The organism is Paraburkholderia sp. Tr-20389 (assembly GCF_017104565.1).
Classification (GTDB): Bacteria; Pseudomonadota; Gammaproteobacteria; order Burkholderiales; family Burkholderiaceae; genus Paraburkholderia.
The window spans coordinates 306,020-330,763 of the sequence record NZ_JAAGPD010000003.1 but is presented as its reverse complement, the minus strand read 5'-3'; the positions used below and the strand labels follow the sequence as shown (position 1 = coordinate 330,763).

Sequence of the window (24,744 nt, the reverse complement as noted above, 5' to 3'; positions counted from 1 at the left end):
CTCGCGCAGCACGATATCGATCACCGGCTGAAACGCGCGTCAGCCCTCAACCTTCGACATGACAGCCGTCGCCGGATCGTACGAATAGCCCTTCTGCGCGAGTTGCTGCGCCATCGTTGCACCGATCAGCTTCTTTTGCGCCTCGCGGAACACCAGTTCGTGATCGGGCTTGAGCCGCTCCAGTTCGAACGAGAGCCTGCGTAGCAGCGCGGCTTCGCCCGTGCTGCGCGCATCGATGAAGAGAATCTTTTCGTTCGCCTGGTCGAGCCGCTGCTTGATGTCCTTCGCGTACGTCACCCACTGGTCGGCATTCGCGCGGAGATCGTTGTAGGCCTTCGTGTGCGCTTTCGACTGTGCGGCAAGCTGGCGTTGCAAGGACGCGATCTCTTCCGCGATATCGATTCCGCCCGGCTGTTCGCCATCTTTCGCGGCAACCTGCACGCGCGGCCGGTCGGCGAGGCTTTGTGCGAGTTCGGCTGCGCGCTGTTCCGCTGCATCCGCCCGCTCCTTCGCGGCAAACGCGTCTTGCGTGGCGCGCGCCAGTTCGGCGCTGGCCGCCGTCTGCGACTCGCTCATCGCGCTGATCTGCGCGCGCGCTTCATCGAGTTCGCGCGTTGCGCGTTGCAACTCGTCGAGTTGCGTCGATGCCTTGTCGTTGCGCGTGGCCGTGGCCTCGCGTTCGGAAGCGAGGCTCTGCTTCGATTGAGCCGCCTGCTGTTCAGCTGCATCCGCTCTTGCCTTCGCGGCCGACGCGTCCTGTTCGAGGCGCTTCAACTCGGAACTCGCCGACGTCTGCGCTTGCGTCAGCGTGTCGACCTGCTTGCGCGCTTCGTCGAGTTCCTGTTTGACGCGCTGCAGTTCTTCGCGTTGCGCAGAGGCTTCCGTGCCGTGCGCCGACGCTGCATCGCGTTCCGATGCGAGGCTTTGTTCGAGTTGCGCGGTCTGGCGTTCGGCTGCATCCGCTCGTTCCTTCGCCGTCAATGCATCCTGCGCGAGCCGCTTCAATTCCGCATCGGCGGATGTCTGCGCGCCCGTCAATGCATCGATCTTCGAACGCGCTTCGTCCAGTTCGCGCGTGACACGCTGCAATTCGCTGCTCTGCGCCGACGCTTCGTTGTTTCGTGCAGTCGCTGCGTCGCGTTCCGTCGCGAGCGTCTGTTCGTGCTGGGCCGCTTGCCGCTCGGCAGCGTCCGCTCTTTCTTTCGCAGCGGATGCGTCCTGCGTCAGCCGCGCCAGTTCGGCATTGGCCGCCGCTTGCGCGTCGGACAGCGCGCTGCTTTGCTTACGCGCTTCTTCCAGTTGAGCCAACGATTCATTGTTGCGCGCCGTCGCCGCGTCGCGTTCTGCTGCGAGGTTTTGCTCCAGCTGCGTGACCTGCTGCTCGGCCGCTTCCGCACGGCTCTTTGCCGCCGATGCATCTTGCGTCACTGTCGCGAGTTCCGCCGCTGCTGCCGTTTGCGCATCGGTCAGGGTGGCGATCTGCTGGCCCGCATCCGCGAGTTCGCGCATGACGCGCTGCAATTCATTGGATTGAGCCGCCGCTTCATTGCTGCGCGTTGCGGCGCTCTCCCGCTCGGCTGCAAGGGTTTGCTCCAGTTCGACGGCACGCTGTTCGGCTGTTTGGGCCCGCTCCGTCGCGGCGGTGACGTCCTGCTTGACGCGCGCGAGTTCGGCGTCGGCCGCCGTTTGCGATTCGGTGAGGGTGTTGATCTGCGTCCGCGCCTCTTCGAGTTGCTGCGTCACGCGCTGCAACTCGCCGGTGCGCATGACCGTCGCTTCCCGTGCGGCGGCGAGGCTCTGCTCCAGTCCGGCAGCCTGCTCCTTCGCGGCAGACGCCTCCTGACTCAGGCGCGCCACATCGGCGCCCGCGGCGGCAAGCTCGCCCGTCAACGCGTCGATCTTTGCACGCGCTTCGTCCAGTTCGCGCTCGACACGCTGCCGTTCGTCGCTCTGTGCCGCCGTCGCCTGACGCTCGGCAGCGAGACCTTGCTCCAGTTGCGCCGCGCGCTGCTCTGCCGCGTCCGCCCGTTCCTTCGCCGACGATGCGTCTTGCGTGACCCGCGCCAGTTCCGCCGTCGCCGCCGTTTGCGCGTCCGTGAGCCCGCTGATCTTCGACCGTGCCTCGTCCAGTTCGCGCGTGACACGCTGAAGCTCTTCGCCTTGTGCGGCCGTCGCCTCGCGCTCCACCGACAGGCTCTGCTCCAGTTGCGTCGCACGCTGCTCCGCGGCGTCTGCCCGTTGCCTCGCCACCGATGCATCCTGCGACACGCGCGCCAGTTCAGCGCTCGCCGCCGTCTGCGCCTCTGTCAGCGTAGTGACCTGGGTCCGCGCTTCTTCCAGTTCGCGCGTCACGCGCAGCAGTTCGTCACGCTGCGCCGCCGTGGCCTCGCGCTCGACCGTCAGACTCTGTTCGAGCTGCGCGGCGCGCTGCCCTTCGGTCTCCGCACGCTCGTTCGCTGTCGATGAGGTCTGCTTCGCCAGTTCCAGCTCGGCGCTGGCAAGCGCCTGCGCCTCCGTCATCGCGCTGACCTGTGCACGCGAGTCGTTCAGATCGCGCCCAATGCGCTCCAGTTCGACGCGCTGTGCGGCCACTTCGGCGGCATATTCCAGCGCCGCGTCGCGCTCGGTGGCAAGTGAGTTGCGGGTGTCGCTCAGGTCGGTCTCGACGGTCGCGAGGCGCGCGGCGCTCTCGTTCGCCTGAGCGATCGCGGCGTCGGCGCGCGACACGGCCTCGCTGGCCTGCTGCGACAAGCGCTCCGCTTCTTCCGATTTCGCCTGGCACGCTTCGTCGAGCGTCGCGACCTGCCGACGCGCGTCGTCTCGCTCCCGGCCGATCCGCACGATCTCTTCGTTCTTGCTCGACACCGTCGCGGCGAGCCACTCGTTGGCCCGATGCTGATCTTCAAGCGAGGTCTGAATGGCGGCCAGTTTTGCTTCACCCGCCGATGCGCGCTGGCTCAGATCCTCGATGCTGGCCTCCGCCGTCTCTGCGCGGGCGGTCGCCGCCGCAAGCTCGATCTTCACCTGGCTGGCGGAATCCTGCACCGCGCGCAGGTCGTTGCGCAGGCCGTCCAGCCGTTCGCGCCCCGTTTCGACTTCCTCGCCCGTCTTCTGCCAGGCGGCGAGCGCTTCGTCGCGCTCCTTGCGAAACACGTCGACCTGCTGGTTCGCCGCGCCGAGACCCTGGTTGAGAAGCCGCTCCGCATCGTCCTGGGAAGCTGTCCAGATCCGGCGCGCGACCTCCATCAAGGTTTCCGCGAACTCGCCCGGCAGGGCCTTCTGGGCCTGCGCCTGCGGGATCTGCGGCTCGCGCGCGTCGCGCCAGCGTTGCAAGGCGGCGGCAACGGCAACGATCGAGCCGCTGCGAACCTCCGCCCAGATGGTGACAGGGGAAACCAGACGGCCTTCTTCCGTCATGCGGTCTGCAACGGCTGCGACCTGCTCGTCAATCATGGTGGTGTCTGCGTCTGTGGACATAAGCGCCTCAAGAATCAACTGGCCGGGCGAAAGACCAATTTTTCGATACGTTACTACGATCGGCGGTCTTCGCGATGGAAGAAGCGTGCCAATGCTCATCCAGTAAGCATTTGCGATCGGCGGCGGCGGGTCGGATCAGCCGCCGGAATGTCTGCAAGCCGGCCAATGGAAATTTACTTGACACCTAAACTATCAAAACCTAAAGTAAAGACGAACACACACGTTGGGGAGCAGCATGCGCATCGTCTGTATCGGCGGCGGCCCGGCCGGCCTGTATTTCGGGTTGTTGATGAAGCGCCGGCATCCGGCGCACGAGGTGATCGTCGTCGAGCGCAACCGGCCCTACGACACGTTCGGCTGGGGCGTCGTGTTCTCCGACCAGACGTTAGGCAATCTGCGTGCCGCCGATCCCAAGAGCGCCGACATGATCCTCGAAGCGTTCAATCACTGGGACGACATCGAAATCAACTTTCGCGGCGAGAAGGTACGTTCGTCGGGACACGGCTTCTGCGGCATCGGCCGCAAGCGCCTGCTGAACATCCTGCAGGAACGCTGTGAAGAACTCGGCGTGAAGCTGGTTTTCGAAACCCAGGTCGCGAACGACGACGATTACGACGCCGACCTCATCATCGCCAGCGACGGTCTGAACAGCGCGATCCGCCACAAGTACGCTGCGACGTATCAGCCCGATATCGACATGCGCGACTGCCGCTTCGTGTGGCTCGGCACGAAGAAGCGCTTCGACGCCTTCACGTTTGCGTTCGAAAAAACCGAATGGGGCTGGTTTCAGGCGCACGCGTACCGCTTCGACGACGAGACCTCGACCTTCATCGTCGAAACGCCTGAGCGCGTGTGGCGCGCCGCCGGGCTCGACGAAATGGGCAAGGAAGACAGCATCGCGTTTTGCGAGCGGCTCTTCGCGAAGTATCTCGACGGCAATCCGTTGATGTCGAATGCGAGCCATCTGCGCGGCTCGTCGCAATGGATCCGCTTTCCGCGTGTCGTCAATCGCGAATGGGTGCACTGGAAAACGCGCGACGACGGCAAACGTGTGCCCGTCGTGCTGATGGGCGACGCCGCGCACACCGCGCATTTCTCGATCGGCTCCGGCACCAAGCTCGCGCTCGAAGATGCTATCGAACTTGCGAACAGCATGGACGCGCATCCGCACGACCTCGCCGCCGCGCTCGAGCACTACACCGACGTGCGCAGCATCGACGTGCTGCGCATCCAGAACGCCGCGCGCAATTCGACGGAATGGTTCGAGCATGTCGACCGTTATTCGTCGTTCGAGCCGGAGCAGTTCGCGTATTCGCTGCTCACCCGTTCGCAGCGCATCTCGCACGAAAACCTGCGCGAGCGCGATGCCGCTTACCTCGCTTCGTTCGAAGACTGGCTGTCGGTGCGCGCGGGCATCGAACGCGAACCGCACAAGCATTCCATTCCGCCGATGTTCACGCCGTTCACCCTGCGTGGCGTGACGTTGAAGAATCGCGTCGTCGTGTCGCCGATGGCGCAGTACTCCGCCGTCGACGGCATTGCGGGCGACTATCACCTGATGCATCTCGGCGCACGCGCAATGGGCGGCGCTGCACTCGTGATGACGGAAATGACCTGCGTATCGCCTGAAGCGCGCATCACGCCGGGGTGTCCCGGCATGTATGCGCCCGAGCATCTCGCCGCCTGGCGCCGCATCGTGCAGTTCGTGCATGCCCAAAGCGACGCGAAGATCGGCATGCAACTCGGCCACGCGGGCGCGAAGGCTTCGACGCGCGTGAGCTGGGAAGGCATCGATCAGCCCTTGCCCGACGGCAACTGGCCTCTGGTGTCGGCCTCGCCGCAACAATATCTGCGCGGCGTGAGCCAATGGTCGCGCGAAGCGACACACGAAGAACTGCGCGACATCGAAGCGCAATTCGTCCGTGCGACGGAAATGGCCGCGGAAGCCGGCTTCGATTGGCTCGAATTGCACTGCGCGCACGGCTACTTTCTGTCGAGCTTCCTGTCGCCGCTCACCAATCGTCGCACCGACGAATACGGCGGTTCACTGGAAAACCGCCTGCGTTATCCGCTCGAAGTGTTCGCGGCCATGCGCAAGGTATGGCCGCAGGACAAGCCGATGTCGGTGCGCATCTCCGCTCATGATTGGGTCGATGGCGGCACGACGCCGGACGATGCCGTTGAGATCGCGCGCGCCTTCAAGGCGACAGGCGCCGACATGATCGACGTATCGTCGGGACAGGTCAGCAAGGAAGAAAAGCCCGTGTTCGGCCGCATGTTCCAGACGCCGTTCGCGGATCGCATCCGCAACGAAGCCGGTATCGCGACGATCGCAGTCGGCGCAATTTCCGAGGCGGATCACGTGAACAGCATCATCGCAGCGGGACGTGCCGATCTATGCGCAGTGGCGCGTCCGCATCTGGCGAATCCGTCGTGGACGCTGAACGAAGCCGCGAAGATCGGCTACTTCGACGTGAACTGGCCGAAGCAGTACACGGCCGCCAAATCTCAACTCGAACGCAATTACGAACGCGAGCGCGCACAGGCCGCCGAAAATGCGCGCCTGTCGCCGCTCGAACGCGCGCAGCGCGCGGAAGGAACCGTTTGATGGACACCACGCTTGCAGGCAAGCACGCCGTCGTGACGGGCGGCGGCAGCGGCATCGGCGCGGCGACGGCGCAAGCGCTCTTGCGTGCCGGTGCACACGTCACGCTGATGGGCCGCGACACGCAACGTCTCGCTGCGCAACGCGACGCATTGAGCGCATATGGCGCGGTCGCCGCATGCATCAGCGTCGACGTAGGCGACGAAAGCGCTGTCACCAAGGCATTTTCTGAAGCTGCATCGATCGCGGGCGCGGTCGATGTGCTCGTCAACAACGCAGGCCAGGCGCAAGCCGCGCCCTTCGCCCAGACGGACAGTGCGCTCTGGCAGCGCATGCTCGACGTCAATCTGACGGGCGTGTTTCTGTGCACGCGCGCCGTGTTGCCGTCGATGCTCGAACGCGGCTACGGGCGAATCATCAACGTCGCGAGCACGGCGGGGCAGATCGGCTATGCGTATGTCGCCGCCTATTGCGCGGCCAAACATGGCGTGATCGGACTCACGCGCTCGCTCGCGCTGGAAGTCGCAACGAAGGGCATCACAGTCAACGCCGTCTGTCCCGGCTATACGGAAACGGAACTGCTGCGCGCATCGCTCGACCAGATCACCGCGAAGACCTCGCGCAGCGAGCAGGAAGCACGCGACATTCTCGTGCGCCACAATCCGCAGCGCCGCTTCGTCGCGCCCGACGAGGTCGCGAACGCAGTGCTGTGGTTATGCATGCCTGGTTCCGAATCCATCACAGGTCAATCGATTTCCGTTTCAGGCGGAGAAGTCACATGAGCAACGCAACGAAGAAGAAAGCCACCGACACTGCCGAAACGAAACCGGCGCGCAAAGGTGTCGAGAAGCCAGCGGAGAACGTCGTGGACATGGAAATGAGCACGGGCGCGGACAGTCACATGGGCTTGCGCCTCTGGCTGCGCATGCTGACCACGACCAACCTCGTGCAAGCCGAATTGCGCAAGCGCCTGCGCAACGAGTTCGACACGACGCTGCCGCGCTTCGATCTGATGGCGCAACTGGAACGTCATCCCGAAGGACTGAAGATGACGGAACTGTCGCGCCGTCTGATGGTGACGGGCGGCAACATCACCGGCATTACCGATCAACTGGAAAAAGAAGGGCTCGTCGCACGCGACACCGATCCGAACGATCGCCGCTCGACCAGCGTTCGCCTCACGTCCGAAGGCCGCGCGCTGTTCGACCGGATGGCCGTCGCGCATGAGCAATGGGTCGTCGAAATGTTCGGCGGCCTCGATCTCGACGAGAAATCGCGCACGCATCAGAAGCTCGGCAAGCTCAAGCAGCATCTGCTGAATACGATCAAAAGCTAGCGCGAGTTCCGCACAGGAGGAAACACTCATGACCCGTTCCGCTGCCGACGCCCTGCTGGCCGGCAATCGCACGACGCTCACCGCGTATCAAGCGCAGCACTTCGGCTGGTCCGTCGATGCAGGCATCGCGACGATCACGCTGAACCGTCCCGAGCGCAAGAACCCGCTCACGTTCGAGTCGTACGCGGAATTGCGCGACCTGTTCCGGCAACTCGCCTACGCGACCGACGTGAAGGTCGTCATCATGCACGGCGCAGGCGAAAACTTCTGCTCGGGCGGCGACGTGCACGACATCATCGCTCCGCTGATCGATCTACCGATGCCCGAACTGCTGCTCTTTACGCGCATGACGGGCGACCTCGTCAAAGCGATGCGGCATTGTCCGCAGCCGATCATCGCGGCCATCGACGGCGTGTGCGCCGGCGCAGGCGCAATCCTCGCGATGGCCTCCGACATGCGCGTCGGCACCGCGCGCAGCAAGCTCGCGTTTCTGTTCACGCGCGTGGGTCTCGCCGGCTGCGACATGGGCGCGTGTTCGATCCTGCCGCGCATCATCGGCCAGGGGCGCGCCGCCGAACTGCTCTACACAGGACGCTCCGCAAGCGGCGACGAAGGCTACGCGTGGGGCTTCTACAACCGCCTGTGCGCGCCCGAAGCACTGCTCGAAGAAGCATCGAAGCTGGCGGCCGATCTCGCCGCCGGCCCGACCTTCGCGCATGGTGTGACGAAGAAGATGCTGCATCAGGAATGGAGCATGAGCATCGACGAAGCGATCGAATCGGAAGCGCAGGCGCAGGCCATCTGCATGACGACGCGCGATTTCGAGCGTGCCTATCGCGCATTTGCCGCGAAGTCGCGCCCCGTGTTCGAAGGAGATTGAGTTGGCTGCGAACCACATCGATCCGCATGGCGCATTGGCCTGGCCGTTCTTCGAAGCGCGTCATCGCGAACTGGCCGAAGGCATCGAGGCATGGGCCGCGCAGCATCTCGCGCACGTGCAGCACGACGACACGGATGCGACTTGCCGCCAGCTCGTGCGCGCGCTGGGCGAAGCGGGCTGGCTGAAATACGGCGTGGGCGGCACGCAATACGGCGGACATGGCGACACCATCGACACGCGCGCCGTGTGTCTGCTGCGCGAAACGCTCGCGAAGCACGACGGCCTCGCCGACTTCGCGCTCGCGATGCAAGGGCTCGGTTCCGGCGCGATCACGCTGGCGGGCACGCACGAGCAGAAGACACGCTATCTGCCCCGCGTCGCCGGGGGCGAGGCCATCGCCGCGTTCGCGCTGTCGGAGCCCGACGCGGGTTCCGATGTCGCGGCCATGTCATTGCAGGCGCGTGCCGACGGCGACTGCTACGTGCTCGACGGCGACAAGACATGGATCTCGAACGGCGGTATCGCGGACTTCTATGTCGTGTTCGCAAGAACGGGCGAAGCGCCGGGCGCGCGCGGCATCAGTGCGTTCATCGTCGATGCCGATACGCCGGGCCTGCAGATCGCGGAGCGCATCGACGTGATCGCGCCGCATCCGCTCGCGCGTCTGCATTTCGCCAATGCGCGCGTGCCATGCAGTCAGATGCTCGGCGCGCCTGGCGAAGGCTTCAAGATCGCAATGCGCACGCTCGATATCTTTCGCACGTCGGTGGCTGCGGCATCGTTGGGCTTCGCCAGGCGCGCATTGCAGGAAGGGCTCGCACGTGCCGCGTCGCGCAAGATGTTCGGCCAGACGCTCGGCGATTTCCAGCTGACGCAGACGAAGCTCGCGCAGATGGCATTGACGATCGACAGCAGCGCACTGCTCGTGTATCGCGCCGCCTGGCTGCGCGATCAAGGCGAAAGCGTCACGCGCGAAGCCGCGATGGCGAAATGGCACGCGAGCGAAGGGGCGCAACAGGTGATCGATGCCGCCGTGCAACTGTGGGGCGGCATGGGCGTGCAGAGCGGCACGACCGTCGAACGGCTGTATCGCGAGATTCGTGCGCTGCGCATCTACGAAGGCGCGACGGAAGTGCAGCAGTTGATCGTCGGACGCGATCTGTTGAAGGCGCATGCCGCGCAGCAGGAACAGGAGCACGCGTCATGAGTGCCACCTTCGACATGCCGGTGCGCATCCGCTTCGCGCATTGCGATCCGGCGGGGATCGTCTACTTTCCGCAGTATCTGGTGATGACGAACATGCTCGTCGAAGAGTGGTTCAACGAGCGTCTTGCCATCGACTACGCCCACATGATCCAGGCGCGCCGCGTCGGGCTGCCCATCGTGAAGCTCGACTGCGAGTTTTCGAGGCCGAGCCGCATGGGCGAAACCATCACGCTCGCGCTCGGCGTCACACGCATCGGACGCCGCTCGATCGGCATCGAGATCGTCGCGCGTTGCGCCGACGAAGTGCGCTTTCGCGCAGCACAGGTGCTCGTGACGACGTCGCTGGAAAGCGGCCGGTCGATCGATATCCCCGACGACATCGCCGGCGCGCTCGCCGCGTTCGCGCCGCACGCCGTTCAATCCGAGGAGCAACGCTCATGAAGAAAAGACCGCTTCTGCCCGCTGGCTGGGTCAAGCCGCGCGGCTACGCGAATGGTGTCGCAGTGACGGGCACGCAGGTGTATATCGCCGGACAGATCGGCTGGAACGAAGAAGCGCGCATGACGAGCGATCTGTTCGCCGAGCAAGCCACGCAAGCGCTGCGCAACGTGCTCGCGGTGCTGCGCGAAGCGGGCGGCAAGCCCGAGCATCTCGTGCGCATGACGTGGTACGTCACCGACAAGCGCGAATACCTCGCGGCGCTGAAGGAAATCGGCCATGCGTTCCGCGAACTGATCGGCGATTACGACATCGCGATGAGCGCCGTGCAGGTCGTCGCGCTGATCGAAGACGACGCCAAGGTTGAAATCGAAGCGACGGCGGTCATTACCGACTAGGCGCCCGAAGCGCGCAGGCCCACACATCAAGCACATCACGCACGTTCAGCAGGGGAGTTTCACGATGGAACCGTCAGCTCACGTCGATACCTTCGCGCGCGACCACTTGCCGCCGCAGGATCAATGGCCGGTGTTTCTACTGGACAATCCGGACGTCGCATATCCGGCGCGCTTCAACTGTGCCACTGAACTGCTCGATCGTGCTGTCGACAACGGCCATCGCGACCGGCCGGCCATCTGGTCCGACGTCGACGGCAAACCGCAGGCGACCACTTACGGAGAACTGCGCGCGATGGTCAATCGCAGCGCTCATGTGCTGGTCGACGAAATGGGGTTGCAGCCGGGCAATCGCGTGCTGCTGCGTGGGCCGAATACGTTGCAGATGGCCGTCGCGTTTCTTGCCGCGTTGAAAGTGGGGCTCGTCGTCGTGCCGACCATGCCGTTGTTGCGCGCGAAGGAACTCAAGCAGATCGTCGACAAGGCGCAGATCGGCGCTGCGTTATGCGATACGCGACTGACGGAAGAACTCGCGCGCTGCACGACGCCGGGCGACGAGTTCTTCTGTGCGGGCCTTAAGCAAACACTGGTCTTTCACGACGATGCAGCCGGTTCGCTCGAAACATTGGCCGCATCGAAGCCCGCTGAATTCAAGGCCTGCGATACAGCAGCCGACGATGTCTGCCTGATCGCCTTCACGAGCGGCACGACGGGCGCGCCGAAAGGCTGCATGCATTTTCATCGCGACGTACTTGCGATGTGCGATCTGTTCCCGCGCCACGTCCTCGAACCCACGCCCGACGACATCTTCTGCGGCACGCCGCCGCTCGCGTTCACGTTCGGGCTCGGCGGCCTGTTGTGCTTTCCGTTGCGCGCCGGCGCATCGACGGTGCTGATCGAGAAGCAGACGCCTGAAACACTGCTGCAAAACGTCGAGCGCTTTCGCGCGACGGTGATGTTCACCGCGCCGACTTTCTATCGGCAGATGGCGCCGTTGGTGCCGCGCTTCGATATTGCATCGCTGAAGAAGTGCGTGTCCGCCGGCGAGGCATTGCCGGATTCGACGCGCGCGCTGTGGCGCGAAGCAAGCGGAATCGAAATGATCGACGGCATCGGCGGCACCGAGCTGATTCATATCTTCATCTCGTCGGCGGGGCACGACGTGCGTCCGCATGCGATCGGCAAGGCCGTACCCGGCTATGTCGTGCAAGCCGTCGACGACGACATGCGTCCCGTACCTCCCGGCACGCTCGGCAAGCTCGCGGTGCGCGGCCCGACCGGCTGCCGCTATCTCGCCGACGAACGCCAGCGCAAGTTCGTGCGCGACGGCTGGAATCTGCCCGGCGACTCCGTCTATATCGACGAAGACGGCTACGTGTTCTATCAGGCCCGCGCCGACGACATGATCGTATCGGCGGGTTACAACATCTCCGGCCCGGAAGTGGAAAGCGTGTTGATGCAGCACGCGGCCGTCGCCGAATGCGGCGTGATCGGCGTCCCCGACGACACGCGCGGCCAGATCGTGAAGGCGTTCGTCGTGCTCAACAAGGGCTATAGCGCGGACGAGAAACTGGTCGCGGAGTTGCAGGAATTCGTGAAGAATACCGTTGCGCCGTACAAGTATCCGCGCGTAGTCGCCTTCATCGACGCGCTGCCTCGCACCGAAACCGGCAAGCTCAAGCGCTTCGCCCTGCGTGCGATGTAGCGCACCCTGCTCCATCCGATAGCGGCGAATCCGCACGCGCGCAGTCCCCTTCGTCCAATCATCGAGGAGCAACTGATGGCCGGTTCGTTTATCGAGGTCGCCGCACGCGATGGCGGCCGTTTCAACGCGTATATCGCGCGTCCCGCGCAAGGGTCCGGTCCGGGCCTCGTGCTGCTGCAAGAGATTTTCGGCATCAACGACTATCTGAAGCAAACGGCCGACCGCTACGCCGAAGAAGGCTATGTCGTGCTCGTGCCCGATCTGTTCTGGCGCCTGCAGCCGAACGTCGTGCTCGGCTATGACGGTGACGACATGAAACGCGCGCTCGACTTTCATGCGAAGTTCAACGTCGATCTGGGCGTGCAGGATATCGCCGCGACCGTCGACGCATTGCGTGCGCTGCCCGAACAGCAAGGCAAAGTGGGAACGATCGGCTATTGTCTAGGCGGAAAGCTCGCGTTGCTCGCGGCTGCGCGCACGGACGTCGATTGCGCGGTGAGTTACTACGGCGTCGGGCTCGAAGCGTATCCGGACGATATGAAGAACATTCGCTGCCCGATGGTCTTCCATTTCGCCGAAAACGACGGGTACTGCCCGCCGCCTGTGCGCGAGCAGATCATGGTCGCGCTGCGCGCGCATCCGCAAGTCGAGCAGTACGTGTATCCCGGCTGCGATCATGCGTTCGCGTCGTCGTCGCGACCGCAGTACGACAAGCCTGCCGCGATGATGGCTTATTCGCGTACGCTCGCGCTGCTGCGCAAGGTGCTCGGCCCGATCTACGATCTGAACACATTGTGGGAACAGCACTGCTACTTCGAGTTCGCGACGCGCGATGTCGAATCCGTCATGCCGACGATGGTCGCGCAACCGTACGTCAACCATGTGCCGACGATGACGGGCGGCGTCGGTTACGACAATCTCAAGCGCTTCTATACGAATCACTTCGTCAACTCGAATCCGCCCGACACGAAGCTGATTCCGATTTCGCGAACCATCGGCTCCGATCGCATCGTCGACGAATTCATCTTTGCGTGCACGCATAGCTGCGAAATCGACTGGCTGCTGCCGGGCGTTGCGCCGACGGGCAAGTACTTCGAGGTGCCGATGCTCGCTGTCGTCTGCTTCCGCGGCGACAAGTTGTATAACGAGCACATCTATTGGGACCAGGCTTCCGTGCTCGTGCAGGTGGGTCTGCTCGATCCGAAGGGCTTACCGGTGGCGGGCATCGAAAGCGCGCGCAAGCTGCTCGATGAAAAGCTGCCTTCGAATCAACTGATGGGCGATAAGTGGTCGGCATGATGCCCGGCCACAGCGCGTGAGACATCGCGACATCGTGACGAATAGAGGCCGCCCTCTCGCGCGGCCTCGTATGATGTCCGCTCCGCCGATGTCCGGCCTTCACGCGCGCCTCGCCGCCTGCTCATGCTCACCGTCCATCATCTGAACAACTCCCGCTCGCAGCGCGTGCTGTGGATGCTCGAAGAACTCGGTGTGCCATACGAGATCAAGTGCTATCAGCGCGACCCCAAGACGATGCTCGCGCCGCCGGAACTGCGTGCCGTGCATCCGCTCGGCAAGTCCCCTGTGATCACCGACGATGGCCACACTATCGCCGAATCCGGCGCGATCATCGAATATCTGCTGGAGCGCTATGGACAAGGCCGCTTCGAACCGGCCGCCGGCTCGGCGGAGCGCCTGAAGTTCCGCTACTGGATGCACTACGCGGAAGGCTCGGCGATGCCGCCGCTGTTGCTGAAACTGGTTGCGCTGCGCATCGGCAGCGCGCCGATGCCGTTCTTCGCGAAGCCGATCGCGAAAAAGATCGCATCGACATTGCAATCCACGTTCGTCGATCCGCAAATCGCGCTGCATATGCGTTACATCGACGATTCGCTGCGCGCGACGGGCTGGTTCGCGGGCAGCGAGTTCACGGCCGCCGACATCCAGATGAGCTTTCCGCTCGAGGCCGCGACGGCGCGCGGCAACCGCGATGCGAAATATCCGTCCCTCGCGCGCTTTCTCGACACGATCCATGCCCGGCCCGCGTATCAGCGCGCGCTCGAACGCGGCGGCAAATACGAATTATTGAGCTGAGCCGTGTCGATTCCGGCCGCCTCCGATCGTCGTGTGTAGAAGAGCGGTGCGCGAATGGTTTCCGGTTGCAGCGGGCCGCCGACCCTGTCTAGACTGAAAGCGCATCGACAGTCACGGAGGAAACGCTCGCATGACGCATAACATCGAAGGCCGAACACGCTGGCTCGCACTGATCGTGCTGTGCATGGGCGTGCTGATGATCGTGCTCGATACGACCATCGTGAACGTCGCGCTGCCATCCATCGCAGCCGATCTGGGCTTCACCGAAACCGCACTGGTCTGGGTGGTCAACGCCTATATGCTGACCTTCGGCGGCTTTTTGCTGCTCGGCGGACGGCTCGGCGATCTGTACGGGCATCGCAAGCTCTTTCTCGCGGGCATCACGCTGTTCACAGTCGCGTCGCTCGCGTGCGGGCTCGGGAATTCGCAGGTCATGCTGGTTTGCGCGCGCGCCATTCAAGGTCTGGGCGGTGCCGTCGTGTCGGCCGTGTCGCTGTCGCTCATCATGAATCTGTTCACCGAAGAGGGCGAGCGCGCGAAAGCGATGGGCGTGTATGGCTTCGTGTGCGCGGGCGGCGGCAGCATCGGCGTGCTGCTCGGCGGACTGCTGACCAACCTGCTGAGCTGGCACTGGATCTTTCTCGTCAATCTGCCTATCGGCATTGCCGTGTACGCGATGTGCATCGCGCTGTTGCCGGCAGGGCGCGGGCACGCGCATGGCGAACGGCTCGACGTCGCGGGCGCGGCGACCGTCACGGCGTCGCTGATGCTGGCCGTCTACGCGATCGTCAACGGTAACGAAGCCGGCTGGCTTTCCGCGCAAACGGTCGGGTTGATCGTGGTTGCGCTGGCGCTGCTCGGCGCCTTCCTCTTGATCGAAGCACGCGTCGTGCATCCGCTGATGCCGCTCAAGCTCTTCACGCTGCGCAACGTGGCAACGGCCAATGTGGTCGGCGTATTGTGGGCGGCAGCGATGTTCGCGTGGTTCTTCATCTCCGCGCTCTATCTGCAGCGCGTGCTCGCTTATACGCCGCTTCAGGTCGGTCTCGCGTTCCTGCCCGCGAATCTGATCATGGGCTTCTTCTCGCTCGGCCTGTCGGCGCGCATGGTGATGCGCTTTGGCATCCGCCGGCCGCTCGCCGTGGGCCTGTTCCTCGCCGCGCTCGGCTTGCTGCTGTTCGCACGCGCGCCCGTCGACGGACACTTCGCCATCGACGTGCTGCCCGGCATGGTGCTGCTCGGCATCGGCGCAGGCGTCGCGTTCAATCCGCTGCTGCTCGCCGCGATGAGCGATGTCGGTCCCGCGGATTCGGGCCTCGCATCGGGCATCGTCAATACGTCGTTCATGATGGGCGGTGCGTTGGGACTCGCGGTGCTGGCGAGCCTTGCGGCCGCGCAATCGGCAAGCGGCGGCGCGCAGCAAGCCGATACACCCGCCGCCCTCACGAGCGGCTATCACGTCGCGTTTCTGGTCGGCGCGATTTTCGCGGCGATGGCGGCAACGATTGGCGGCGCGTTACTGCGGCCCGGCTCGCAGGCGGCCGCGCAAGCCGCTGCGCAGCAGGCACGCGATGACGGAACCATGAAGGAATCGATGGAGCAATCGCGATGAGCCAGACGACGGACGTTCCCGATCTCGTTCGCCGCTGCTTCGCGGCGTATCAGCACAAGGACCGCGCGGCGATCGAAGCGATCCTCGCCGACGATTTCCACTTCACGAGTCCGCGCGACGACCATATCGACCGGCGCGAATACTTCGAACGCTGCTGGCCGTTCAACGAGCAGGTCGAGTTCTTTCGTATCGAGAAGCTGTTCAGCGAAGGCAACGAAGCGTTCGTGCGCTACGCGTGCAAGCCGGCGAATCGCGAGGCGTTTCGCAACACGGAGTTCTTTCGTGTCGAGGACGGCAAGATCGTCGAAGTCGAAGTGTATTTCGGTTCGCCCGCGAAAGACGTATTGCATGCATGAACGGTCGATGGCCAATTGAATAGAACCGCAAGCGCGATCAAATGAAGCAGCCGCTCGCTCGATATGCTGGGTTCATGCCAAAACGAGAGTCCGTATGAACCTGGTCGGAAACCCTGCCGGAAGAGCGTTGTGGTTTATCGAAAGCCACTTTCACCGCGAGCTGTCGCTCGACGACATCGCCAGTTGCAGTTGCGTCTCGCGCTTTCATCTATCGCGCGCATTCGAAACGGCGACCGGCTACGCAGTGATGCGCTACGTGCGTGCGCGGCGTTTGACGGAAGCGGCGCGAAGTCTCGCACGCGGCGCGCCGGATATTCTGGCTGTCGCAGTCGATGCGGGTTACGGCTCTCATGAGGCATTCACGCGCGCGTTTCGCGAGCAGTTCGGGCTCACGCCCGAAGCGTTGCGCGCGCAAGGTCATCTCGACAACATCGCACTCGTGGAGCCGATCAAAATGGATGAGTCACTTCTCGCTCAACTGGAGCCGCCGCGTTTCGTCGACGGCAAACCCTTGCTCGTCGCCGGATCGAGCGAACGCTATCACTGCAAAAGCAGTTCGGGCATTCCGGCGCAATGGCAGCGTTTCAACTCGATATTCGGGAATGTGCCTGGACAGCTCGGCAACGTCGCGTACGGCGTCTGCTACAACGCCGACGACTCGGGCAACTTCGATTATCTGTGCGGCGTCGAAGTCGCCGATTTCTCCGGCTTGCCTGATGAGTCGAGCCGCGTGCGCATCGGTGCGCAACGCTATGCGGTGTTCACGCATCACGAACACATCTCGACGATACGCCGCACCTGGAACACGATCTGGAACAAATGGCTGCCCGAGTCCGGACACACGCCCGCCGACGCGCCCAACTTCGAGCGCTACAGCGAGCAGTTCAATCCTGTGACGGGGATGGGCGGCGTCGAAATCTGGCTGCCGCTCAAGAACTGAAACGCGCGGCGACGGTTAGACGCTCAGCCTCAGCCTCAGCCTTTGCCGCCGATGGGCGCGGCTTCGACTTCGAAGGTATCGCCCGTTTCGAAGAACGTGCCGCCCGCAACGTAATGACAGGTGCGCATGTCGTGATCGTCGCCCAAGTGCCAGCGGTTGTCGGAATAGACGCGGCTGTCCGCATAGCACGCGACCACTTCGGCGAGGATCAGATCGTGCCGCTGGCTGTCGTCGGGAATCACCTTGCATTCGAACCACGCGACACAGCCTTCCAGCATCGGCACATCGATCTTTTCGGCACGAAACGTTTCGAGTTCGAGCGCGGCAATCTTATCGATTTCGATGCCCGCGTTCGAGCCGACCGCGAGCGTATGGCGGGCGAAGCCGCGCGTCGGCAGTTGCAGACCGAACACGCCGCTTGCTTCGACGAGTTGCCGTGTCAACGTCTTCGCGTCGATCACGACGACGACTTTTGGCGGCACGAGATCGAGCGGCATGGCCCACGATGCCGCCATCACGTTCGAGCGGCCGTCGTGCGCGCTCGTGATCACCGTGACGGGGCCGTGGTTCAGAAGGCGCGTGGCGCGCGCCAGATCGACAGGTTGCCGGAATGCTTGCATGAGAGACCTTCGCGATATCGATCGCTGCATTCTAGCGAAGGCCTGCAAAACGCGAGCGTTGTGTGCCTCGGCTCGCGGTCGCAAGCGAAGCAGGACAAAAAACGGCGGCGCTGTTGCGCCGCCCGCCGATCCGCATGAGTGGATGCGAAGTCAGTGCGTCGTCGGTGGCTTGCCGTGCGTGACGTCGAGCGGCTTGTGTGCTTCGCCGTTCGCGCCCGGGAAGAATGCGTTCCATGCGGCACGCACACCCTCGGCTGCCGTCGCTTCGGCGTCGATGGTTTCCGGTTCCTCCACGCGGGCGGGATCTTCGCTCAATCCGCGCCAGTGGGTGAACACCAGGAGCGGCTTTTCGGTCCATCCGCCCTCCGCGTACTTCGCGAATGCCGTGTCTCCGCTGACCAGCTGGACTTCATACCACCCTTCTCGCACGGGCGCAAAGTCATCCAGCGGGAACCATGCGGTCGCTTCGATTTCCATAGTGCCGTCTCCTGTTGTGGAAGTCACTCATAAGAAGGCATTGTTCATGCCCTCCGGGCGGGCGCGCCCGTTCGCGGCGTCGCAGTTCATGTGGTTCGAGACTTGCAGAGCGAATGAAGCCGGAAAAACACGATGCACTTTTGACCACGACGCCATCGTCAGATTTACACATCTGGCCTATCGCCGTAAAGCCCGCCAACATATTCGGATTTGTCGAACGTTTACGGGTCTCGACGTTCGAGCGGGCGAAGTCACGCTCCAGCGTTCAGCCTGAAGGCGCCGCGGTCGAACGCTTCGCAGTACGCCTTCCAGTCGCTGACGACCTGCGCCTCGCATTGCGTCGCGAAATCGATCAGTGACAATTGCCATTTGCTGTCTTCGCCGAAGGCAATCAGGTCGTCGGCGATCGCGGAAGTCTGCCGTCCGCTGCTGCGGAAATGTGCCCACGCAACCAGTTCGGCCATGTTGCGCACGACGGATTCGAGCCGCGGCAGCTTGCCGTTCCAGTTGTCCAGTGCGACGCGATCTTCCGAAGGCTGAAGGCCGCGCAGCACATAAGGCCGCTGCTCGAATTCGACGGCATGCAGGAAAGCTTGCGACACCACCTGATCGCGCCGCTGGATTTCGACGACGCGCTCGGCTTCGCTATTCCATTTGGGCTGCCGCGTGCCGACGTTCGGCGCGGTGGCGGACGGCAACGCGAGCTTCATGTCGAGCAGATAATTGCCGTCTGGCGAGCCCTTGCCTTCGACGAGAATCACATAGCGGTCGACGCCCAGACTGCCCGTGCCCGCAATCCGGCGCGCCACGTCGATGATCTCGTAGAACTGCGGATTCGGCTCGCGCTTCGCGAAGTCGTTCATGAACGCGACGACCCTGGCGCGCGTTTCGTCGGCGACGGGCAAGGCCTTCTTGCCATCGACGCGCAGATTGCGCTTTTTCCCCTTCAATTCGGTGCGGCGGTTCAGGTGATCGGCACGGGAGCGCTGATGCAATGCGGCAAACAGCTCGCCGACCATGCCCTCGGCCGTCTCCTCCTCGATCCAGCGCGCCTTGCCGAACCGCAGCGCGGCCGCGTAGGAGTCGGTGGCCGTGTGGCACAGCGCGAGCGCCTCGGCACGGCTGAGCTTGAGGTCGTCGGCGGCCACCAGCACGCTGGACAGCAGACGGATCATTTCGTACAGGCACGGCGCGAGGCAGGCCTCGTCGAAATCGTTGATGTCGAAATAGATGAGACGGTTGTCGCCCTTGTAGCTGCCGAAATTCTCGAGATGCATATCGCCGCAAATCCATGCGCGCGGCGAGTTGTCCAGCACGGTGCCCTTGGACAGACGCTTGTAGAACAGATGGCACGTTCCGCGCAGAAACACGAACGGCGACGTTCGCATGCGTGCGTATTTCATCGCGAGACGGTCGGGATCCCGGCCGGCATTGAATCGGGCGATTTCATCAGCGACATCGAGCATGAGAACCTCTAGAGGAATGGAGTTCGACGGAAGGATTCTGTATCGACAGCCTTTCAGTTCCAAACGTTCGCAAGCCGTGCGCCACCGTGACGAACGGTCCAGGCGGGTCAGGCCTGGCCTGGCCGCGGGGGTGCGAAGCTGGCTCCATCGAATCGCGCCCGCCTGGTTCTTACGGGCACGCGGGGTTTGCCGTATCTTGCCCGCTTGGCATACTTCGAAATAGCGCTTGCAACGGGAGAATGACGTGGGGCAACGAGTCAACGAATATGGACAGCCGATCGGCGAACCCATGCCGCAATGGCAGCCGGCAAAGGCACCCGGCGATCAGCCGATGACGGGCCGCTATTGCCGGCTGGAACGGGTCGACGTGAAACGTCACGCCGACGATCTGTATGACGCCTATCGCGCCGCGCCCGATGGCAGCGACTGGACGTATCTGTCCGTTGGCCCGTTCGAGACGCCCGATGCATACCGCGACTTCCTCGCAACCTGCGCGGCTTCGCCCGATCCGCTGCACTATGCCGTGATCGATCTCGCGACGGGCAAGGCGGTCGGCACGCTTTCGCTGATGCGCATCGACAAGTCGAACGGCGTGATCGAAGTCGGCTTCGTCGTGTTCTCGCGGCGTCTGCAAAAGACGCGTATGGCGACGGAGTCGATCTTCCTGCTGATGCAACGCATATTCGACGAACTGGGCTACCGGCGCTTCGAATGGAAGTGCGATTCGCTGAACGCACCGTCGCGAACGGCTGCGGCGCGCTTCGGCTTCACGTTCGAAGGCATCTTCCGCCAGGCTATCACCTACAAGGGACGCAACCGCGATACGGCGTGGTTCTCGATTATCGATAGCGAATGGCCGGCGCTGCGCGCGGGTTTTGCGGAATGGCTCGATGCCGCGAACTTCGACACGCAAGGCACGCAGCGGCGTACCTTGCAAACGTGTATTGCGGCGCAACGCACGTGACCCGGCGGCGGGCCGTCACATCATCAGGAATGCTTTCATACTGCGGCGAATCGCGTCGAGCTCGGGCTGCGAAACCCGTTCTTCGCGGAATTCGCCGCGCCGCGCCACCCAGTCGAGCGTGGTGATCTGGTCGATCAACGCGACGCACGGCTTCGGCAACGCGGCAACGGGAATCTCCGTCGCGAAGCCGCGTGCCCTGGTCGTGCAGGGCACGGCAACGATCCGATGTGTCGGACCGTTATGAGCGTGGTGCGACAGAACGACGACAGGCCGAGGATATCCACCGCCCTGCTCATGTCCGACCACGGGTTCGAGTCTGATCCACAGCACATCGCCTATCTCGGGAACGCCGTTCTTCATATTGCTCCTTACCAGTCGTCCTGGCCCGTCGGGTCGGCAAGCTCGGAACCCACCGCGGCGCCAAGGTCGATGGTCGGATGCACGTTCTCGGGGCGTGCCGCGAGTTGCTCGCGATACTCGTCCCAGTTGAACGTCCTGATGGCGGGCGTAGCAACGAGCGCCCCGTCCGCCACCACCATGTCGACTTCCTGATCTTCGCGCAGGTGCAGTTCGTCAGCCAGGCTTGCGGGAATACGAACCGCAAGACTGTTGCCCCACCGCTTGATTGTCTGAATAGCCATAGCCCCACCTTCGCTCGAAAAATCCAGATACATGACTGCCTCCTGTCAAAGCCGGTAAAGGCCAGAAGCGCCGCATGTATCTACAAAGTAGATACCTATACTACGCGGCGCGGGTTGATGTGTCAACGTTGTATCTACGTGCGATGGGTGGTTCAGATGACCGATGCGTTCGCGTGACAAATGTCGCATCGGCGGCGGCCCTCGACAATTCGGCCGGAAGATATAGGAAAGGGGGAAAGGTCTTAGATCAGCCTAACCGACGTGCCGAAACACGCCGGTCGGGTGTCCCTTGTAGGTGGTCTGCCGCTCTTCGACGTATCCGCATTTCGCGGCGACACGCCGGGAAGCGACGTTGTTCGGCGCGATGATGCACACCGTATCGCGCGCCGGCCAGCTTGCTTCCGCCCACGTCAGCGCGCCGCGCACGGCTTCCGTCGCGTAGCCGATGCCATGCATCGACGGCATCAGTGCCCAGCCGATCTCGGGCGTGTCGCCAAGTGGCGGATCCATTTCGCGCTGGTAGTCCGCGAAGCCGATCTCGCCGACAAACCGCCCGCTGCCCTTCTCGCGGATCACCCAGTAGCCGTAGCCGAGCAGTGTCCAATGTCCGGCATAGCGCAGCAGCCGCGACCACACCTCTTCACGGCTAAACGGCTTGCCGCCGATGAACCGCGTGACGGTCTCGTCGGACCAGAGCGCATAGCTGTCATCGAAGTCTTCGCGGACATGCGGACGCAAGATCAGTCGATCGGTTTCGATTTCAAAAGCGGAAGGATTCATCGCGCGTATCTGGCAGGAGGGGAAGCGCAGATCATCGCAGATACGCGCGCCGAAGCGAACGCCCCGAGCACCGGACGCTCGCCGCGCCGAAACGCAGATTCACTCCTGCATGTACGCCGCTTCGAGCTTCTTGATGTCGAGCTTCACCATTTGCATCATCGCTTCCATCGCGCGTTTGACTTTGGCGGGGTCTTTGTCGGTCAGGAACTTCATCATCGCGGTCGGCACGATCTGCCACGACACGCCATAACGATCCGTCAGCCAGCCGCACTGCACGGGAGAACCGCCGCCTTCCAGCAGCTTGTTCCACAGCGTGTCGACTTCCTCTTGCGTGTCGCATTTCACGAACATCGAAATCGCCGGCGAAAAGGTGTACTGCGGGCCGCCGTTCAACGCGACGAATTCGCGGCCTTCCAGCTGGAACGTGATCGTCAGCACCTCGCTGGCTTTGCTCGGCACGGCATCGCCGTAATGGGTCACGTCGCCGATGCTGGAATTCTTGAAGATGCCTGTGTAGAACTTGACGGCCTCCTCCGCGTTGCCGTCGAACCACAGGCACATCGCAATCTTGTCCATCACATCTCCTTGATGTTGTCATGACGGGCGGGCGCGCATCCACCAAACGATGGGTCGCAGCGCCGCCCCCTTAACGCTTGTTATTGACGGCCCTGCGCCATCTGCTCCATCGCGGTCTTCATTTCGTCGGGCGTGACATCGCGCTTGTGCGTCGCGACGGACCAGCGGTGGCCGAAGGGATCTTCCACCTGGCCGTAGCGGTCGCCCCAGAACATATCGGTAGCGGGCATCGTCACCTTCGCGCCCGCCGCTTCCGCCTGCGCGATCGTGGCGTCCGCGTCGTTGACATACAGATGCAGCACGACGGGCGTGCCCTTCAGCGCCTTCGGCCCGAACGATGCGCCACCGCCGCAATCGGGCATTTCGTCGACGAGCATCAGCGTGGAATCGCCGATCTTCAGCGACGCGTGCATCAGCTTGCCGCCGGGGCCGGGCAGGCGCACCTGCTCGATTGCATTGAATGCTTTCTTGTAGAACTCGATTGCTTCGGCCGCGCCCGCGACGATGATGTGCGGTGTCAACGTGTGCATCCCTTCCGGGATGGGTTTGACGGCTGGCGTGGACATGATCGTGTCTCCTGATGTGAAGAGGTTCATGAGTGGCGAAGTTTCGCGATCTGCGAGTCTTCACCACTATGACGAGTAAGCCATCTTCAGATCGACACGCGCAACCGATTATTTTTTCGAGCCGGATCAAGCCGGCTCGAACCGTGCTGCTTAAACGGGCCGCCAGTGACCGGGCACCCACTGCCAGTGATTGGCTTCCCAACGATAGTGACCCTTCACCCACCGGTAGCCCGGCGCGGGCGGCGCGGGCATCACTTCGACGACGGGCGGAGGCTGGGCCGGCCGCGCGGGCTCGGCGACATAGCACGCTGACAGCGTCGACGCGCAAAGCGCGGCTGCCAGCAGCGTGCGTAACTTCATGGATTTCACGTCGAGTGCATGCATCGAGATCCTCTCCCTGTGTAATCGCCTGATGGCGTAATTGTTAAATCGGCTTGTGCGAACTACGCGCGGATGAGGCCTGTCATCGGCTGCGCATTGCCAGCCTGTGCGAACAGCGTGCGCGCGGTGCGATGCGGATCGAGTCCCAGGCTTTCGCTCGCGACGCCCGTAATCAGCCCATCGAGCGACGCCGTTGGCTTCAGGTCGCGTCCTTCGTACAGGTCGCCGTTTCGCAAGCCCGGCCAGTCTGCGACCACGCGCCCGCCCGCCACCGCGCCGCCGATCACCATCGCGACCGACGCCGTACCATGGTCGGTGCCGCCCGTCCCGTTCGCTGCCGCCGTGCGTCCGAATTCGGTGGCGACCAGCACCGTCGTCTTGCTCCAGGCGGCCCCAAGTCCGTCGCGCAAGGCGGCGAGCATCGTGTCTAGCGCCTTCAACTGCGCGGCGAGGCGCGGCATCTGCGCGCTGTGCGTATCCCAGCCGCCCGTTTCGATCATCGCGATGCGCGGCCCGTCGTCGCGCGACAGAAAGCCGGCCGCGAGCTTGCCGAGACTCGCCGGGTCCTGGCGCGCGCCCGCGTCGCCCGCGAGGCCGCGCGCCGCCATCGCCGATTCCCACAACGGGCGCAGTTGCGCGTCCTGCTCGTAGAGTTGAGAGACGCGCGCGAGCAGGTCGTCCGGCGCTTGAGGCAAGCCGGAAGGCGCATACGATGCGACATTCGCGCTGCCGCGCAACGCCATCGGCACCGTCGGCGCGAACGCGATCGCGTTTTCGTGCGTCGTCGAGGCAATGCCCGGCATCATGCCGACGAGCCGGTTGAGCCAGCCGTCCTTCACCTGATACGCGGACGTCCCGCCCGTCTCCAGCACGTTCTGCCCGTCGAAATGCGAGCGGTCCCGATACGGCGACGCAACCGCATGCACGAACAACGCCTCGCGCTGGCCATACATCTGCCCGATCTGCACGAGCGACGGATGCAGCGCGAACGTGCCGTCGAGCTTCGTCGAACTCGACGCCGACGTGTCGACGGTCAGTGCGCCGCGCAGCGTCGCGTAGGCGGGCTCGGCATACGGCACGACGATGTTCAGGCCGTCGGCGGCACCGCGCTGGATCACGAACACGAAGCGGCGGTCGGTCGCGGCCCGCGCGAACACCATCTGCGGCGCGACGAGCATCGCGCCCGCGCCGGCGGCTGCGACGCGTATGAAACTGCGGCGGCTGAGCAT

25 protein-coding genes are annotated in these 24,744 nt (G+C 63.6%); 14 read left to right on the top strand and 11 right to left on the bottom strand.

Going from position 1 to position 24,744, the window contains the following annotated elements:
- Positions 1-39: 39 nt before the first annotated feature.
- Positions 40-3,477, bottom strand: coding sequence for a DNA-binding protein (locus tag G3N95_RS07360; RefSeq protein WP_205969341.1), 3,438 nt, complete (start codon positions 3,475-3,477; stop codon positions 40-42).
- A gap of 235 nt (positions 3,478-3,712) precedes the next feature.
- Here G3N95_RS07360 and G3N95_RS07355 point away from each other — a divergent pair, with 235 nt between their 5' ends.
- The 13 genes from G3N95_RS07355 to G3N95_RS07295 all read left to right on the top strand — a co-directional run bounded on the left by G3N95_RS07355 (position 3,713) and on the right by G3N95_RS07295 (position 17,044).
- Positions 3,713-6,085: a bifunctional salicylyl-CoA 5-hydroxylase/oxidoreductase gene (locus tag G3N95_RS07355; RefSeq protein WP_205969340.1), complete on the top strand. Its 2,373-nt coding sequence runs from the start codon at positions 3,713-3,715 to the stop codon at positions 6,083-6,085.
- Complete coding sequence (locus G3N95_RS07350) at positions 6,085-6,864, top strand: SDR family NAD(P)-dependent oxidoreductase (RefSeq protein ID WP_205969339.1); 780 nt, start codon at positions 6,085-6,087, stop codon at positions 6,862-6,864. The genes G3N95_RS07355 and G3N95_RS07350 overlap by 1 nt, the downstream gene beginning before the upstream one ends.
- Positions 6,861-7,418 carry a MarR family transcriptional regulator gene (locus G3N95_RS07345; protein ID WP_205969338.1) on the top strand — a complete coding sequence of 186 codons (558 nt, stop codon included), beginning with the start codon at positions 6,861-6,863 and terminating at the stop codon, positions 7,416-7,418. Before G3N95_RS07350 ends, G3N95_RS07345 begins: the two co-directional genes overlap by 4 nt.
- Before the next feature lie 28 nt (positions 7,419-7,446).
- Positions 7,447-8,298 (top strand): enoyl-CoA hydratase family protein, encoded by an 852-nt coding sequence (locus G3N95_RS07340; RefSeq protein ID WP_205969337.1) that lies wholly within the window; start codon positions 7,447-7,449, stop codon positions 8,296-8,298.
- A gap of 1 nt (position 8,299) precedes the next feature.
- Positions 8,300-9,505 (top strand): acyl-CoA dehydrogenase family protein, encoded by a 1,206-nt coding sequence (locus tag G3N95_RS07335; RefSeq protein ID WP_205969336.1) that lies wholly within the window; start codon positions 8,300-8,302, stop codon positions 9,503-9,505.
- On the top strand, positions 9,502-9,945 hold the full coding sequence (locus tag G3N95_RS07330; RefSeq protein ID WP_205969335.1) for a thioesterase family protein: 444 nt from the start codon (positions 9,502-9,504) through the stop codon (positions 9,943-9,945). Before G3N95_RS07335 ends, G3N95_RS07330 begins: the two co-directional genes overlap by 4 nt.
- Positions 9,942-10,340, top strand: a complete 399-nt coding sequence (locus G3N95_RS07325; RefSeq protein WP_205969334.1) for a RidA family protein — start codon at positions 9,942-9,944, stop codon at positions 10,338-10,340. Before G3N95_RS07330 ends, G3N95_RS07325 begins: the two co-directional genes overlap by 4 nt.
- 64 nt (positions 10,341-10,404) lie before the next feature.
- A complete protein-coding gene (locus G3N95_RS07320; protein ID WP_205969333.1) occupies positions 10,405-12,042 on the top strand; it encodes an AMP-binding protein in 1,638 nt (545 codons plus the stop codon).
- Positions 12,043-12,117: 75 nt separating this feature from the next.
- Entirely contained in the window at positions 12,118-13,341 is a 1,224-nt protein-coding gene (locus G3N95_RS07315; protein WP_205969332.1) for a dienelactone hydrolase family protein, read from the top strand.
- Positions 13,342-13,464: 123 nt separating this feature from the next.
- Positions 13,465-14,136: a glutathione S-transferase gene (locus tag G3N95_RS07310; RefSeq protein WP_205969331.1), complete on the top strand. Its 672-nt coding sequence runs from the start codon at positions 13,465-13,467 to the stop codon at positions 14,134-14,136.
- 130 nt (positions 14,137-14,266) lie between these two features.
- The gene (locus G3N95_RS07305; RefSeq protein ID WP_205969330.1) at positions 14,267-15,748 is read left to right on the top strand and encodes a DHA2 family efflux MFS transporter permease subunit; all 1,482 of its coding nucleotides are present in this window, start codon (positions 14,267-14,269) and stop codon (positions 15,746-15,748) included.
- Complete coding sequence (locus G3N95_RS07300; RefSeq protein WP_205969329.1) at positions 15,745-16,104, top strand: nuclear transport factor 2 family protein; 360 nt, start codon at positions 15,745-15,747, stop codon at positions 16,102-16,104. The genes G3N95_RS07305 and G3N95_RS07300 overlap by 4 nt, the downstream gene beginning before the upstream one ends.
- Before the next feature lie 94 nt (positions 16,105-16,198).
- On the top strand, positions 16,199-17,044 hold the full coding sequence (locus G3N95_RS07295) for an AraC family transcriptional regulator (protein ID WP_205969328.1): 846 nt from the start codon (positions 16,199-16,201) through the stop codon (positions 17,042-17,044).
- A 35-nt stretch (positions 17,045-17,079) separates the two neighbouring features.
- Here the strand turns inward: G3N95_RS07295 and G3N95_RS07290 are convergent, their stop codons facing one another.
- The 3 genes from G3N95_RS07290 to G3N95_RS07280 all read right to left on the bottom strand — a co-directional run bounded on the left by G3N95_RS07290 (position 17,080) and on the right by G3N95_RS07280 (position 19,607).
- Entirely contained in the window at positions 17,080-17,664 is a 585-nt protein-coding gene (locus G3N95_RS07290; protein WP_205969327.1) for a flavin reductase family protein, read from the bottom strand.
- 150 nt (positions 17,665-17,814) lie between these two features.
- Positions 17,815-18,141 (bottom strand): hypothetical protein, encoded by a 327-nt coding sequence (locus tag G3N95_RS07285; protein ID WP_205969326.1) that lies wholly within the window; start codon positions 18,139-18,141, stop codon positions 17,815-17,817.
- A 251-nt stretch (positions 18,142-18,392) separates the two neighbouring features.
- Positions 18,393-19,607 (bottom strand): DUF2252 domain-containing protein, encoded by a 1,215-nt coding sequence (locus G3N95_RS07280; RefSeq protein WP_205969325.1) that lies wholly within the window; start codon positions 19,605-19,607, stop codon positions 18,393-18,395.
- A gap of 244 nt (positions 19,608-19,851) precedes the next feature.
- On the opposite strand from G3N95_RS07280, the gene G3N95_RS07275 reads away from it, so the two are divergent.
- Positions 19,852-20,571, top strand: a complete 720-nt coding sequence (locus G3N95_RS07275; RefSeq protein WP_205969324.1) for a GNAT family protein — start codon at positions 19,852-19,854, stop codon at positions 20,569-20,571.
- Between the two features lie 15 nt (positions 20,572-20,586).
- On the opposite strand, the gene G3N95_RS07270 is transcribed toward G3N95_RS07275, so the two are convergent.
- The 7 genes from G3N95_RS07270 to G3N95_RS07240 all read right to left on the bottom strand — a co-directional run bounded on the left by G3N95_RS07270 (position 20,587) and on the right by G3N95_RS07240 (position 24,744).
- Positions 20,587-20,931 carry a type II toxin-antitoxin system PemK/MazF family toxin gene (locus G3N95_RS07270; RefSeq protein WP_205969323.1) on the bottom strand — a complete coding sequence of 115 codons (345 nt, stop codon included), beginning with the start codon at positions 20,929-20,931 and terminating at the stop codon, positions 20,587-20,589.
- A gap of 8 nt (positions 20,932-20,939) precedes the next feature.
- Complete coding sequence (locus tag G3N95_RS07265; RefSeq protein ID WP_241018286.1) at positions 20,940-21,212, bottom strand: AbrB/MazE/SpoVT family DNA-binding domain-containing protein; 273 nt, start codon at positions 21,210-21,212, stop codon at positions 20,940-20,942.
- A 252-nt stretch (positions 21,213-21,464) separates the two neighbouring features.
- Positions 21,465-21,992 (bottom strand): GNAT family N-acetyltransferase, encoded by a 528-nt coding sequence (locus tag G3N95_RS07260; protein ID WP_205969321.1) that lies wholly within the window; start codon positions 21,990-21,992, stop codon positions 21,465-21,467.
- 99 nt (positions 21,993-22,091) lie between these two features.
- A complete protein-coding gene (locus G3N95_RS07255; RefSeq protein WP_205969320.1) occupies positions 22,092-22,568 on the bottom strand; it encodes a VOC family protein in 477 nt (158 codons plus the stop codon).
- 80 nt (positions 22,569-22,648) lie between these two features.
- On the bottom strand, positions 22,649-23,134 hold the full coding sequence (locus G3N95_RS07250; protein ID WP_205969319.1) for a VOC family protein: 486 nt from the start codon (positions 23,132-23,134) through the stop codon (positions 22,649-22,651).
- Positions 23,135-23,284: 150 nt separating this feature from the next.
- On the bottom strand, positions 23,285-23,518 hold the full coding sequence (locus G3N95_RS07245; protein WP_205969318.1) for a YXWGXW repeat-containing protein: 234 nt from the start codon (positions 23,516-23,518) through the stop codon (positions 23,285-23,287).
- Between the two features lie 59 nt (positions 23,519-23,577).
- Entirely contained in the window at positions 23,578-24,744 is a 1,167-nt protein-coding gene (locus tag G3N95_RS07240) for a DUF1501 domain-containing protein (RefSeq protein WP_205969317.1), read from the bottom strand.

Bases quoted from the DNA above. Each gene is read 5' to 3' on its own strand.
- G3N95_RS07360 (WP_205969341.1), bottom strand. From the start codon at position 3,477: ATGTCCACAGACGCAGACACCACCATGATTGACGAGCAGGTCGCAGCC.
- G3N95_RS07355 (WP_205969340.1), top strand. From the start codon at position 3,713: ATGCGCATCGTCTGTATCGGCGGCGGCCCGGCCGGCCTGTATTTCGGG.
- G3N95_RS07350 (WP_205969339.1), top strand. From the start codon at position 6,085: ATGGACACCACGCTTGCAGGCAAGCACGCCGTCGTGACGGGCGGCGGC.
- G3N95_RS07345 (WP_205969338.1), top strand. From the start codon at position 6,861: ATGAGCAACGCAACGAAGAAGAAAGCCACCGACACTGCCGAAACGAAA.
- G3N95_RS07340 (WP_205969337.1), top strand. From the start codon at position 7,447: ATGACCCGTTCCGCTGCCGACGCCCTGCTGGCCGGCAATCGCACGACG.
- G3N95_RS07330 (WP_205969335.1), top strand. From the start codon at position 9,502: ATGAGTGCCACCTTCGACATGCCGGTGCGCATCCGCTTCGCGCATTGC.
- G3N95_RS07325 (WP_205969334.1), top strand. From the start codon at position 9,942: ATGAAGAAAAGACCGCTTCTGCCCGCTGGCTGGGTCAAGCCGCGCGGC.
- G3N95_RS07320 (WP_205969333.1), top strand. From the start codon at position 10,405: ATGGAACCGTCAGCTCACGTCGATACCTTCGCGCGCGACCACTTGCCG.
- G3N95_RS07315 (WP_205969332.1), top strand. From the start codon at position 12,118: ATGGCCGGTTCGTTTATCGAGGTCGCCGCACGCGATGGCGGCCGTTTC.
- G3N95_RS07310 (WP_205969331.1), top strand. From the start codon at position 13,465: ATGCTCACCGTCCATCATCTGAACAACTCCCGCTCGCAGCGCGTGCTG.
- G3N95_RS07305 (WP_205969330.1), top strand. From the start codon at position 14,267: ATGACGCATAACATCGAAGGCCGAACACGCTGGCTCGCACTGATCGTG.
- G3N95_RS07300 (WP_205969329.1), top strand. From the start codon at position 15,745: ATGAGCCAGACGACGGACGTTCCCGATCTCGTTCGCCGCTGCTTCGCG.
- G3N95_RS07295 (WP_205969328.1), top strand. From the start codon at position 16,199: ATGAACCTGGTCGGAAACCCTGCCGGAAGAGCGTTGTGGTTTATCGAA.
- G3N95_RS07290 (WP_205969327.1), bottom strand. From the start codon at position 17,664: ATGCAAGCATTCCGGCAACCTGTCGATCTGGCGCGCGCCACGCGCCTT.
- G3N95_RS07285 (WP_205969326.1), bottom strand. From the start codon at position 18,141: ATGGAAATCGAAGCGACCGCATGGTTCCCGCTGGATGACTTTGCGCCC.
- G3N95_RS07280 (WP_205969325.1), bottom strand. From the start codon at position 19,607: ATGCTCGATGTCGCTGATGAAATCGCCCGATTCAATGCCGGCCGGGAT.
- G3N95_RS07270 (WP_205969323.1), bottom strand. From the start codon at position 20,931: ATGAAGAACGGCGTTCCCGAGATAGGCGATGTGCTGTGGATCAGACTC.
- G3N95_RS07265 (WP_241018286.1), bottom strand. From the start codon at position 21,212: ATGGCTATTCAGACAATCAAGCGGTGGGGCAACAGTCTTGCGGTTCGT.
- G3N95_RS07260 (WP_205969321.1), bottom strand. From the start codon at position 21,992: ATGAATCCTTCCGCTTTTGAAATCGAAACCGATCGACTGATCTTGCGT.
- G3N95_RS07255 (WP_205969320.1), bottom strand. From the start codon at position 22,568: ATGGACAAGATTGCGATGTGCCTGTGGTTCGACGGCAACGCGGAGGAG.
- G3N95_RS07250 (WP_205969319.1), bottom strand. From the start codon at position 23,134: ATGTCCACGCCAGCCGTCAAACCCATCCCGGAAGGGATGCACACGTTG.
- G3N95_RS07245 (WP_205969318.1), bottom strand. From the start codon at position 23,518: ATGCATGCACTCGACGTGAAATCCATGAAGTTACGCACGCTGCTGGCA.
- G3N95_RS07240 (WP_205969317.1), bottom strand. From the start codon at position 24,744: ATGCTCAGCCGCCGCAGTTTCATACGCGTCGCAGCCGCCGGCGCGGGC.